The organism is Sphingobium sp. B11D3A (assembly GCF_025961695.1).
Classification (GTDB): domain Bacteria; phylum Pseudomonadota; class Alphaproteobacteria; order Sphingomonadales; family Sphingomonadaceae; genus Sphingobium.
Genome location: NZ_JAOQOE010000001.1, coordinates 2,772,081 through 2,784,424, shown reverse-complemented (window position 1 = coordinate 2,784,424; position 12,344 = coordinate 2,772,081). Strand labels below are relative to the sequence as shown.

At 62.0% G+C, this 12,344-nt stretch carries 8 protein-coding genes; 5 read left to right on the top strand and 3 right to left on the bottom strand.

Translation table 11 applies throughout. The features are described from left to right. Positions 1 to 32: 32 nt before the first annotated feature. Positions 33 to 1,469, bottom strand: coding sequence for a hypothetical protein (locus M2332_RS12980; protein ID WP_264574380.1), 1,437 nt, complete (start codon positions 1,467 to 1,469; stop codon positions 33 to 35). Further along, a complete protein-coding gene (locus M2332_RS12975; RefSeq protein ID WP_264574379.1) occupies positions 1,466 to 2,182 on the bottom strand; it encodes a hypothetical protein in 717 nt (238 codons plus the stop codon). The genes M2332_RS12980 and M2332_RS12975 overlap by 4 nt, the downstream gene beginning before the upstream one ends. 273 nt (positions 2,183 to 2,455) lie before the next feature. On the opposite strand from M2332_RS12975, the gene M2332_RS12970 reads away from it, so the two are divergent. From M2332_RS12970 to M2332_RS12955, 4 genes are all read left to right on the top strand, one after another. Further along, a complete protein-coding gene (locus M2332_RS12970; RefSeq protein WP_264574378.1) occupies positions 2,456 to 5,071 on the top strand; it encodes a TonB-dependent receptor in 2,616 nt (871 codons plus the stop codon). Further along, entirely contained in the window at positions 5,071 to 5,892 is an 822-nt protein-coding gene (locus M2332_RS12965; protein ID WP_264574377.1) for a hypothetical protein, read from the top strand. Before M2332_RS12970 ends, M2332_RS12965 begins: the two co-directional genes overlap by 1 nt. A gap of 108 nt (positions 5,893 to 6,000) precedes the next feature. Continuing rightward, the gene (locus M2332_RS12960; RefSeq protein WP_264574376.1) at positions 6,001 to 6,471 is read left to right on the top strand and encodes a DUF4126 domain-containing protein; all 471 of its coding nucleotides are present in this window, start codon (positions 6,001 to 6,003) and stop codon (positions 6,469 to 6,471) included. Between the two features lie 552 nt (positions 6,472 to 7,023). Then, positions 7,024 to 7,338 carry a hypothetical protein gene (locus M2332_RS12955; RefSeq protein WP_264574375.1) on the top strand — a complete coding sequence of 105 codons (315 nt, stop codon included), beginning with the start codon at positions 7,024 to 7,026 and terminating at the stop codon, positions 7,336 to 7,338. Between the two features lie 530 nt (positions 7,339 to 7,868). On the opposite strand, the gene M2332_RS12950 is transcribed toward M2332_RS12955, so the two are convergent. Further along, positions 7,869 to 9,647, bottom strand: coding sequence for a tannase/feruloyl esterase family alpha/beta hydrolase (locus M2332_RS12950; protein ID WP_264574374.1), 1,779 nt, complete (start codon positions 9,645 to 9,647; stop codon positions 7,869 to 7,871). Between the two features lie 492 nt (positions 9,648 to 10,139). Here M2332_RS12950 and M2332_RS12945 point away from each other — a divergent pair, with 492 nt between their 5' ends. Next, a complete protein-coding gene (locus tag M2332_RS12945) occupies positions 10,140 to 12,302 on the top strand; it encodes a TonB-dependent receptor (protein ID WP_264574373.1) in 2,163 nt (720 codons plus the stop codon). Positions 12,303 to 12,344: the final 42 nt, after the last annotated feature.

Here is a 12,344-nt window from a genome sequence, read left to right as displayed (position 1 = left end):
AAACCAACGCCTCACTTTATCGCTCCGCTCTCTCAACGCATTCCCGTGTGGCGCGCTTTTCCTACATTTGCCGCAATTTCTATGCCAAGCTTTTCACGGTACACTCCGATCCGTTTGCGCGCGCGAGACACGATGTCCTCGTAATACAATATTTCCGAATACATCTCGCCAAGCGCTATGCTAGTTTCAGGATCGGAAAGCTTTGCGCTCTGGAAGTAACCCTTGCCTTCAGCGAAGCGTGTCCAGCCACTAAGCCGCAGAGGGTTAACCGTGTCGCCAATGAGGTAGCAATAGAACTTCCTTAGTTTGCCGCGGGATTTAGCCGCGAGCAGATGCGCGTATTCCGAAAGATCGCCAACGTGGTCATCCATGCTAACCCCTGGGGCTTTAAACTCCACGATGATTGCAGAGCCCTCATGGCTGAACAGTGCAATATCGGGCCGCTTGGCACGATTTGTTTCCTCTCGGCCCGCCAACAGTGCCTCGAATTCAACGTCGACATCAGGCTCAAACAGCTTGCCGAATCCCTCCCACTCGATCCCAGCCAACGGCTTGTCTGAAGAAATATAGTCGTAATAGTGGTATTCTTCACTACGCAACCAGATATCATGGTCGGATATTTCCATACTATCCTTGCGCATCGGGAAGAAGATCGAATGGATTATGCGCTCATCTTTACGCTTCGTCTTTTCCTGAGGAAGCTGAATTGCCAGTTGTTTTCGATACGCAAGATCGAGCACTTCGACGATGGCCGCGCGACGGACGACCAGCTGAGACAGATTTGCCATGTCAAAGTCTTTTAACGATGACGTATACATCCAGGACAGCTCATTGATTTTCCTTCGAAAATCATCGCTATCCGGCTCTGTTCTCGCTATTTCCTCTTTAAGATCAAAGATTTGAGAAGTCGCGCCGATCACCCGCTCCTGGTACTTCTTGAGAACCCGCTCAACCACCGCTTTGGCGCTATCGCCGTGCTGAACACGCGTATCCGTATCCTCTAGCATCGCGGCACTCACGCCAAACTGGGTTTCGATATCGGTCAGGACGTCCTCCCGACGCCAACTCGAAGGAACAACCATCTTGCCGATAACAGGATCAATGGCTTCGTGAATCGCGGCATACGAGATTGTCCCCTCGTTGAAGAGGGTGTCAGGAATGTCTGCCGGCAAATCATCGAAGTCATCGCGTTGCTCATTCACGTGGGCATCAAGATAACCTGCCTCAACGAGCACGATGTGGTAGTAGCCGTTGACCGGATTGTTTTGTTCAGCTCTTGCCTTCAAATAGTAGCCGGTCAGATCCCGAACCGGAGAGGCTTTCGCGCAGAGCGCTATCGCATTACGCGGAAGGTCATAATACGATGGGTCGAGTTGGTAGTGAACGACCCTGAAGAGCTGAAATCGTCCGAGCGGACTGCCGGATTGAGGATCGCACTCTGCCACTTCTACGTCAACCGAGGCGGTCATCTCGGGCAGGTCTTTGGCGCAGAGTCTGTTTCCGATCCCTCCTTCCAATGGTCGGTTTTAAAAGAAACTTGAAAGTCACCTAACCGGCCAGCAAGGCTAACCAGCCGCTGAACAAACGCAACGAGGGTGCGATGCCGCAGCCTCTTAGCGGAAAAAAATTCGCTGAGCCTCTCGTCCTCGAAGATTTTGTGCCGAACGCTGTCCTTCAATTCGTCCAACGTAATCAGCGTGCCAACTTCGCCTTCTGCGCTCTCGGAAGTGATGAAGTCATCATAGTCGAGCTGCTTCTTCGGCTCGTGAAACTTCACGAAACGGAATTTACGGCGACCTTCCATCATGAAAGTAGTTTCCAATGAAACGGCAGCAAAATGATGAAAGTATTGAATGCGGCCCGCACCCTTACATTGGCCAATTCCCGTTATTTCGAGGTCGTCCTTGTAGGATGTATCCTTAGTAAGAAAGGCAGCGAGCTGCTCGTCACCCAGGCCGCAGCCGTTGTCGCGACAGGAGATTGTCATCATCTCTGTGCCGCCGACGAGGTCACCTGGGGAAAACCGTACCTCCACCGCAATCCGCATATCATTAACGGAACCGTCTGACGCCTTCCGTATCAGAAATGAGTCGATGCTATTCGAGATTAACTCCTCAAGCACAACATAAGGGTTGTGGCTCAGCTTAGTGTTCTTGAGGCTGCCTCGGATATCGAGCGTCATGATCCATTTTCTTCAATATCGGAGGGTTGCGCTTGCTTCTGGACATCCTCGAAAGTCGGGTCAAGTCGCATTGATAAGCGCTAAAAAGGCAACCCCAGCTCCTCTTCCATCTCGGCCGTGGGCTTAGTGAGTTCCAGTAATTTTTTTCGCCCCACCCGTCACCAATCCGTCATCATCCCTTCACGCGCATGACGCAGTCCCGTCACCTCCCTGACGCAACGCCTCCCTATCTGCCGCCCCCAGAACAAAACCTGCTTTTGGGGACTCACCACAATGAAACCGCTTTACCCGACTTTCCGGGCCGCTTTGCTGTGCTCGGCCATTCTGCTTGCCACGCCTGCCCTCGCACAATCCGCGCCCGTTCCGGAGGCCGAGAGCGAGGCCGGTGCGGACGGTGACACCATCGTCGTCACCGGCCAGCGCCGCGCGCAATATGAGGCGACGGCGGAGAAGCGCGAGGCGTTTGCGGTGATGGATGCGATCTCCGCCGACGATATCGGCAAGCTGCCGGACCATAATACGGCGGCGGCGCTGCGGCGCATTCCGGGTCTTTCCGTGCAGGAGGATCAGGGTGAGCCGCGCTTCCCGGTGCTGCGTGGCCTGCAATCCACCTACAACCGTACGACGGTGGACGGCGCGCTGGTGGCCGGCGTGGATTCGGGCGGGCGCACCGTGCCGCTGGACATCGTGCCCTCCGTGATGGCGGGGCGGATCGAGGTCATCAAGACGGTGACGCCGGAGAATGACGCCAATGCCGTCGGCGGCATCATCAATATCACCACCCGTAGCGCCTTCGATGCTGGGCGGCCGTTCTTCAACGGCATCGCCTCTTATGGCATTTATGAGCAGCATGGCGAGGTGCGCAACAGCAAGCCCTCCTACCGGCTGGCCTTTGCCGCCGGCACCACCTTCGGCGCGGATGACGAATGGGGCATCGTGATCGGCGCGAGCCAGGAGCAGCTCGATTACGACATTCCGCAGATCGAGGTAGCCAGCCCCTCCGTACGCGAATATACCGCCGCCGGCGCCCCGGTGGACAGCGGCGCGGCGACCGGCAACGGCATCCAGGTGCCGACCCAGCACCGCCTCTTCTGGTACAACAACACCAAGCAGCGCACCGGCGGCAACGCCAAGCTCGAATGGCGCCCCTCCGACACGTTCCGCTGGGAACTCTCCGGCGTCGTCGCCCGCACCGAGGACGATGAGGAGCGCATCGAATATCGCATGGAGCCGATCGGCAATGTCGCGAACCAGACGCAGACCAGCGGTCAGTTCGCGCGCGGGCGGATCATCGTGCAGCTCAACCAGCCGATTACGCGGCGCCTCGTCGCGCTCGGCCGCACCGCCTTCGCCTGGGATGGCGGCGAGCAATGGAAGCTGGACGGCGACGCGGTGTTCTCGCTCGGGCGGATGCGCGTGCCCAATGAGAGCATCGAGTTCCGCACCCGCGATGCCGACGCGACCCGCTATGCCTTCAGCTATGATACGTCGGACTTCTACCCCGTGTTCACGCCGACCAACACCGCCGCAGCGGTGAACCCGCAGAACTTCTATCTCCAGCAGCAGCGCAGCAATCTGGAGAAGTCGCTGGAGAAGAGCGGCCAGTTCCGCCTGAACTTCACTTATGGCGATGACAGCATCGACGGCGGCATCAAGCTCAAGACCGGCGCCGTGCTGCGCCTCACGAGCCGCAAGAACGAAGTCGAGCGGACCGACTACAAGGCCGCCAGCGGCTTCACCTACACGCTCGACAAGGTGGTGACCGCCGGGCCGAGCGAAGCGATCCGCGACAAATTCTACATTCCGATCCGCATCGATGCGCAGGCCTTTCCGGCCTTCTATCAGGCCAATCAGAGCCGCTTCACCACCACCGTCGCCTCGAAGGCGGGCGATTATAAGGTCAACGAGGACGTCTATGCCGGCTATGTGCAGGGCAGCACCCGGATCGGCAATGTCACGCTGCTCGGCGGCCTGCGCTATGAGCGCACGGAAGTCTCCTCCGATGCCTATCGCACGCTCGGAAGCGCGCTCACCCAGATCGCGACGGACGGCAGCTATGGCAACTGGCTGCCCAGCGCGCACATCCGCTGGGATGTGACCGACCGCGTCGTGGTGCGCGGCGCTTATACCAACACCATCGGCCGGCCGGATTATTCCTCCATCGCGGCGAGCGAGACGCTCAGTTTCGATGGCAGCCAGCCAACGCTGTCCCGTGGCAATCCGGGCCTCAAGCCGCGCGAGAGCCGGGGCTTCGATCTCTCCTTCGAGTTCTACCCGAAGGATGGCGTGATCTCCGCCGCTTTGTTCCACAAGAAGATCAAGAACGAGATCTTCACCCTCTCCAATGTGGAGACGATCGATGTCGGCCGGGGCCCGGAGAGCGTACTCGTCTCTGAACCGCGCAATGCCGAAACGGCGACCATCAAGGGCCTAGAGCTGAACCTTCAGCAGGCGCTGACCTTCCTGCCCGATCCGTTCGACGGGCTGGGCATGAGCGCCAACGCGACCTTCCTCGATACGCGTTTCACCTTCCTCACCACGGCCGGCCCGCGCGTGACCGGCCTGTTCCTCCAGCCGGACACGGTGTGGAACGCCTCGGTCTATTATCAGAAGGGCAAGTTCGAGGGGCGCCTGTCTTACAACTATATCGGCGGCTTCCTGGAGACGATCAACGACACCATCCCCAATGCCGACCAATATTGGAAGAGCCGTGGCACGCTGGATGCCAATATCAGCTATCGCGTCACGTCCAACATCACGCTCTATGCCGAGGGGCAGAACCTCAACAATCAGGGCCGGCGCGAGCTGGTCGGGCCCGGGCGCACCTACCTGCAGGAATCCGCTGAATATGGCCGGACCTTCTGGTTCGGCGTGGCGGCGAATTTCTGATGGGCCTGCTTCTCGCTCTGGCAGCCAGTGCCGCCACGGCGGCAGCGGCGGCGGGGACACCCGCTGCCGCCCCGCCCCAGGGCCAGCCGGCCGAAACGCTGCGCCGCATCCCTGCCGAGGAAGCGCGGCAGGGCGTGGCGGTCGGCCCGAACGATGTCTATGCCGTCGCCAACTGGACCATCGCCCGCTACGATCGCAAGACCGGCGCGCGGCGGGCAGTCTGGACTGGCGAGCCGGCGCGCTACCCGCACATCAACAGCTGCGCGCTCATCAAGGCCGAGCTGGTGTGCGCGGCCTCCAACTTCCCCAGCGTGCCACAGGCCAGTTCGGTCGAGATCTTCGATCCCGTCACCCTCGCCCACAAGCGCACCGTCTCGCTCGGCCTTGGCACCGGCTCGCTGACCTGGGTCGACTGGCATGACGGACACTGGTGGGGGCTGTTCGCCAATTATGACGGCAAGGGCGGCGAGGCACCGCGCGACCACCGCCACACCACCCTCGTCCAGTTCGATACGGACTGGCGCCGCACGCAAAGCTGGGCGCTGCCCGCCACGATCCTCGAGCGGATCGCGCCGATGAGCATCTCGGGCGGCGGGTTCGGCCCCGACGGACGGCTGTGGCTCTCCGGCCATGACAATCCCGAGCTCTATGTGACGCAATTACCCAAGGGCGGCGCCACGCTAGACCATATCGCCACCGTGCCCATGGAGGCGGAAGGCCAGGCGATCGACTGGGACGAGAACCGCCCCGGCATCCTGTGGGGCATCAGCCGCAAGACCCGCGCCATGCTGGAGATGCGCGTGCCGCCGGTGCAGCCGTAGGACGGCGGCGGTGCCCCTCGCGCAACGCCGCCCAAGAATACTCACGCCCCGGAACGATCCCCGCATCGCGTCAGTTCTCCAGACGAACCCATCTACGGAGAACGCGACATGATCCGATCCTTCCTCATCGGCCTGGTGGCCGGGCAGCGTGGCATGACGCCCTTGGCGGCAGTGGCGACAGGCACGCGCAAGGGGGATATTCCGGTGGTGCTGCCCCTGCAGGGCCTGTTGCGCAATCCGCTGATCGCGGCGGGCACGGCGTCGCTGGCGGCGGCGGAGATGGCCGGCGACAAGATGAAGAGCGCGCCCGATCGGATCGTGCCGATCGGCCTCGCCGTGCGCAGCGTGACAGCGGCCTATGCCGGCGCCGCCCTGGCGCCACGCGGCCGCCGTGGGCTGGGCGCGGCCGTCGCGGTCGGGACGGCGCTGGCCTCATCCTACATCGGCTGGCGCCTGCGCTGCGCAGCGATGCGGCGTTATGGGCAGACCGCGACCGGCTTTGTCGAGGACGCGCTCGTGCTGGGCAGCGGCCTCGCGATTGCCAGCCCAAGCGTGGCCGGGGCTGAACGAGCAGCGTAGGCGGCGAGGGAAAGGTTGACTGCCGCGCTGGATGGCGGTTGTCCGATATTTCGGCTGGTCAACGGCCATTCCCGGTCAAGACGCCATTGCGGACGGTCGGTTTTCCAAGCAGACTGTATCAATGCAACTAACGGACCAGAGTGATCCCTTATTCGAACCGCGCCGTCTTAGCTTGGCGCTGATACTTGGAGTTCAAATACTACCTCTTGTGTTTGCGTGGTTTCTCTTAAGGCGGGGATATTCTCGCAATGTTAGAGAAGGCGGTTTTCTGTTGATGGCTTGGTCGCTGTTAATGGCTGCGGTCAGACTGGCGAGTTAGTCCGCCTCTCGAGCCAAGCTCGCCATTCGCCGAACTGTCTCAGCACTCCAAAGCAGTCATGGCTGTTATCCGACCTTTGGCCGCGAAAGCGGACGTTCCGGATACGATGACATTGCTGCCATATTCGGCCCTATGCTAGGTCGCTTGAAAGCGGACCTGCGAATTAAGCTCCGCCTCAGATATCCGAAGGAGGAGGCGTTATGTTTATCGCATGGTGGACGGGTAAAGGATACATGACGATGGTCATCGTCCTCCTGACCATGATTGTCTTTGGCTTTATTCTTCAAGCTGGCGCACCCTTTCTCAAAGATCGCACATGGTATTGGGGCGTCTCGTTCATCGTGGCAGCGGCGATTAACTGGACTGCTGGAACACGTTGGAATAAGCGACGCATAGAGCGGACTAAACCGAAGCATCTTGGTCAACGTCTTTGGTATCCCGCGACCAACCGTTTCATGTCGATGCCGATGGAGACATTTTCTCTCGTCATTGCGCTTGTCGGTCTTGCGTTGATCGTTTCTGGACTAGCCTCGTCTGCCGAGACTTAGGCGCGAGTGCCTCGAAAAGGTGCCAGTCTGCTTTCCACGACAAACTGGCCGCTCATCTATCCTTCGTAACCGCTCTAAAGCGGGTACAGCTGTGGTCCGCCTTTGGTGTTGAACGCGGACAGGTGGGGCGCGACGCCGTTGCCGGCATTCCCTCCGTTCGTCCTGAGTAGCTGCTGAGCTTGTCGAAGCGGCGTATCGAAGGGCTTGCGATGCTTCGATACGGGTCTTCGATACGCGCCTGCGGCGCACCTCAGACCCTACTCAGCACGAACGGGGAAAATCGGCAAAGATCGCATTTCGACGTGGACCGAGCGATCCCGGCCGCCCCTTCGCAGATGTTGCGTGGCACAGGAATTTGTCCACAGTCCCGCGGGCCATTTCCTCAAAATGCCGACGAACGCGGGATGGGAGGCGCTGCCCCTCATCCCACATGGCAGGTGCGCGCCGCGACGGTCTGGCAGCCGGACGTCGCGCCTCCCCTTGCAACGACGGCCGCGCCCGGACGGGGGAGACAGCGCGACCGTCGGTGCTCAGGGCTGCGTGCAGCTGATCTGCGCCGCAGACTGATCCGATGTGTCGCCCGTCCGCCGGGCGATGGCGGGCGCCGCGCAGATAGGGCGCTGGATGCCGTTGAGGCCGGACATCGGCCCAGCGGTTGCGCTCAACTGATCGGGCCGCTTGCCCTGCTCCACCCACGCGACGAGGGCACCGAACGCATCATATTGATCCGTCGCGGGGCCACCGGCGCAATGGCCCATGCCGGGCACCGGGAAGACGCGCACGAAGTCCCGCGCGGCGCCCTTGTACCGGGCATCGACCTCGCCCCACCAAGCCAGCGTGTCGTTCACCGAGAAGACCGGGTCCGACATGCCATGGGGCACGATGAGCTTGCCACCCCGCGCGCGAAACGCATCGAGGTCGCTGGAGCGCGCGCCGATATCCTGCCAGGCCGAGCGCGTGAACGGTGGCACCACCGCCTCGACGCCAGCGCGGGCGCGATCCATGTCGAGGCGCATGGCCCAGGCCAGCAATTCGTCAGGCGTGGCACCGGCCAGCGTCGGCGGCGTCATGAAGACGGCGGCGAGCGAGGGCAGGCCCATGGCGACATTGATCGGCGGCACGCTGCCATCGGGCGTGCCGAGCATCCAGATGCGCCAGCCCATGTCTGCCCAGCCGGCATCCCAAGGGAAACCGGGATAGATTTGCGCCCCCTTGCTGTCCCGTGCGCCCTCATGGATGCGCACCAGCGCATCGAGCTGTGGCTGGGAGAGGCAGCCCTCGGCCTTGTCGCCCTTGCACAGGCTGGCGCGCAACTGCGGCAGCACCCTGGCAGAGGTGCATTGGCCGACCGCACCGATCAGGCCATCGGTCATGCCGTCGAGCGCGTCGCAGGCGGTGCGCACGGCCTGCCCGACCAGCGCGAGATCGCCCATGCTGAAACTCGCGCGCAGATTGGCGAGCGTGACCGGCTTGCCCGATGCCTGCACGACGGAGGCGAAGGCCTGCGTATTCCACGCCTCGGCAATCGCGGCCTTGGGCAGCGAGAAGCCCGGCGCGGCGGCGACAATCCCGTCGAACAGATCCGGGTAGCGCTGGGCGAGCATCATGCCTTCCTGCCCGCCCTTGGAGCAGCCGACGAAATAGCTCTGGCGGGGGTCGCTCCCGTAGAACTGGCGGATCGCCGCCTTGGCCGCATGGGTGACGACCGGCAGCGAGGTGCCGCCATAATCGGCGCGCGCCTGCGGATCGAAACCGAAGGCGCTCGCGCCGCCGCGGGCGGGATCGCTATTGGTCGCATTATCGTGCCCGCTATCCTGCGAGAGCACGGCATAGCCCTGGGCCAGGGCCGGCGCTGCGGCGGTCAGCCGGCCAATGGCGTCGCCCAGCTCGCCATTGGTGCCGCCCCCGCCCGAAAAGAAGAACCGCCCGTTCCATGCCACCGGCAGGCGCAGATGGAACCTGATCGCATAGGCCTGGCCATCGACGCCGGTATGCGTGCGCGTCGCGCCGACGATGGCGCAATGGGCTGGCAGCTCAACCGGCGGCGGTGTCATGCCGGGAGGCCCCGGCGGCACCGGCGCGGGGCCGGCGGGATTAAAGGTCGCGCTGAGCAGGCGGGTGGAGGCATCCGGCCAATGACCCGCCATCCTTGCCCCGAGCGCGGCGCATCGGGCGGTGGCGTCCGCGATGGTCGCGGCGGGCATTGCGGAGGTCGTGCCCGACGGCGGGGCCTCGGTGGCCCGGAGCTGATGAGGAAGAAGCGCGAGGATGGCCGCAAGCGGCGCAAACATAAGGCGATGCATGGTCATGACGGTCTTCCGCTCCTCTCCACAAAACGCCTCACAGTAAATGCGTGACAGCGAATCAGCAATCGATTACAAATTTCGTGCAGAATGACTCTGTCCGGGAACTGTCGGGGTGTGGCCGCGATGTTGATTTCCATTGCACGCCCCTCCCCATTCTCGCTCAGCGGCAACTGTGGGCCGCGCGCCACAGGCAGACTATTTTCTTTTTCATATAAATGAAAGGAGTCGCCGAAACAAACGAAACCTCATAGACCAATAGCACAGCACGTCGCGATCCTCTGCCAGGCTCATGGAAGCCGCCAAAAATGGATGAGGCAAAGGCGCAGTCGGCGGACTGAAAATGAAAATGAGAAGCCTCGCCCGCACCTGAAGGCACAATAGCCAAAGGAGGCCGGGAAACAGACAAGGGAGAGGGAGGATATGAAAGCCAATCGACAGGTTTATGCCGTCCGAGCACTGCTGACGTTGCTTTCGTCAACGACATGCATCGTTGCGATGGCACCAGCACTGGCGCAGCAAAACCCGCAGCAAGGCGAGGGTCTGGAAGAGATCATCGTCACCGCGCAACGGCGCGAGGAAAATCTCCAGAAGGTTGCCGTCGCCGCTACCGCGCTCTCAGGCCAGGGCCTGGTGGAGAAGGGCGTCACCCGGGTGGACGAGTTGCAGACGGTCGTGCCCTCGCTCTCCGTTACCGACGCCGGGCTGACGCAGAACGTCAACATTCGCGGCATCGGCCTCGCCAGCGGATCGCCCGCAGTGGCCAACGGCGTGGCGACCTATGTGGACGGCATCTTCCAGCCGCCCATCGTCACCACCTCCAGCTTCTACGACATTGCCACGGTGGAAGTGCTGCGCGGGCCGCAGGGCACCTTCGTCGGCTCCAACTCGACCGGTGGCGCGATCTTCATCAACACCCGCAACCCCAGTCTTGCGGGCGTGGAAGGTTCCATCGAGGGCTCGATCGGCAATTATGACGCGCGCAGTGTGGAAGCGGTGCTCAACCTGCCGCTCTCGCGCACGCTGGCCATTCGCGGCGCCGGCAAATGGCGCACGCGCGATTCCTTCTACACCGACATCGGCTCCGCCGGCAGCTCGGCCGGTCGGCTCGATGAGCTTTCCGGCCGCTTCGGTGCGTTGTGGAAGCCGACCGAAAGCTTCCAGGCGCTGTTCAAGCTGGAAGCCGCGGACAAGGAAACCGGCGGCTATGCTTACCGCCCCATTACCGGCACCGCCTATGCAGCCTATCGCACCAGCGACCCGCGCCTGATCGACTATGACACGCCGACGCAGAATGACGAGAAGGCGATCCAGGCCTCGCTGGAACTGCGCTACGAGCTGGGATCGGGCATTACCCTGCGCTCGCTCAGCGGCTACCAGAACAAGCGTATCTTTAACCTCTACGACAGCGATGCGACCAATGCCGCGCGCTATAGCCTAGCGGATTCGGCGCGCCTCGCGGTTTCGACGCAGCAACAGTTCGTGCGCGAGCGGGTGTGGACGCAGGAGTTCAACATCATCTCGCCGACCGATCAGGATCTTTCGTGGATCGTCGGCGGCTATTATCAACGCAACCGGATCGATGTGATCATCGAGAACCGCTCGGACGGCTTCCCGACGGACATTCTGATCGACAATGACAAGACCACCACCGGCGTCTTCGGCCAGGTGACGTACAAGATCACGCCGCAACTCGCGCTGGACGTGGGCGCGCGCTACTCGCACTTCTCGGTGACCGGCGGCGGCAGCGTCTCGATCGGTCGGGGCATCCCCACCTTCCCGCCAAACGGCTTGCAGGTGGCGGATCTGAGCGGCGATCATAAGGACGGACGCATGACTGGCAAGGTCTCGCTTAACTGGACACCGGACGAGAACAACCTGTTCTATGCCTTCGTCGCGCGTGGTTACAAACCGGGCGGTTCTAACTCGCTGGTCTCCGAGTTCGATCCGGAAACGGTGATCGATTATGAAATCGGCTGGAAAGCGACGATGCTGGGCGGCGCGGTTCGCACCCAGCTCGGCGCCTTCTATTATGACTATAACGACTTCCAGTTCGACGCTCTCGACCCGGCAACCGGACAGACGGCAGTGACCAACCTCACCGATGCCAAGGTGAAGGGCATTGAGGCGCAGGTGCAGGCGCGGGTCTCCGGCTTCACCTTCGATGCGGGCGTGGCCTTTGTGGATTCCGAGCTGGGCGACGTGACCTTCGTGGACACGCGCGCTTACGCCCGCGCATTCCCGGGCGTAACCCCGGCCGTGCAGTGCCCAACAGGCCAGGCATCCAATCCGCCGACCTGCATCGACTATACCCCGTTTCTGCGCACCACGGGCGGCGGCTCCAATCTCTACTCACCCAAATGGACCTATAATCTGGGTGCGCGCTACGACCTGTGGGTGGGCGATGTGAAGATCACGCCAAGCGTGAGCTACGCCTATGTCGGCCCGCAATGGACATATATCGGCTACTCGCCGATCAGCGACCGGCTGCCCTCACGGGGACTGCTCGGCGCCCGGCTTGGCGTGCAGAAGGGTGATCTGCTGGTCGAAGCCTATGGCACTAACCTGACCGACGAAACCTATGTCTCCGGCCAGTTCGGCGACAATGAGTTCTACGGCGCTCCGCGCGAATATGGCGTGCGGGTCCGGTACGACTTTTAAGCGAGGAAAGCACAGGTGAGCGCGGCGCTTCGTCGTCGCCGG

Bases quoted from the DNA above. Each gene is read 5' to 3' on its own strand.
- M2332_RS12950 (WP_264574374.1), bottom strand. From the start codon at position 9,647: ATGACCATGCATCGCCTTATGTTTGCGCCGCTTGCGGCCATCCTCGCG.
- M2332_RS12980 (WP_264574380.1), bottom strand. From the start codon at position 1,469: ATGACCGCCTCGGTTGACGTAGAAGTGGCAGAGTGCGATCCTCAATCC.
- M2332_RS12960 (WP_264574376.1), top strand. From the start codon at position 6,001: ATGATCCGATCCTTCCTCATCGGCCTGGTGGCCGGGCAGCGTGGCATG.
- M2332_RS12965 (WP_264574377.1), top strand. From the start codon at position 5,071: ATGGGCCTGCTTCTCGCTCTGGCAGCCAGTGCCGCCACGGCGGCAGCG.
- M2332_RS12945 (WP_264574373.1), top strand. From the start codon at position 10,140: ATGGCACCAGCACTGGCGCAGCAAAACCCGCAGCAAGGCGAGGGTCTG.
- M2332_RS12970 (WP_264574378.1), top strand. From the start codon at position 2,456: ATGAAACCGCTTTACCCGACTTTCCGGGCCGCTTTGCTGTGCTCGGCC.
- M2332_RS12955 (WP_264574375.1), top strand. From the start codon at position 7,024: ATGACGATGGTCATCGTCCTCCTGACCATGATTGTCTTTGGCTTTATT.
- M2332_RS12975 (WP_264574379.1), bottom strand. From the start codon at position 2,182: ATGACGCTCGATATCCGAGGCAGCCTCAAGAACACTAAGCTGAGCCAC.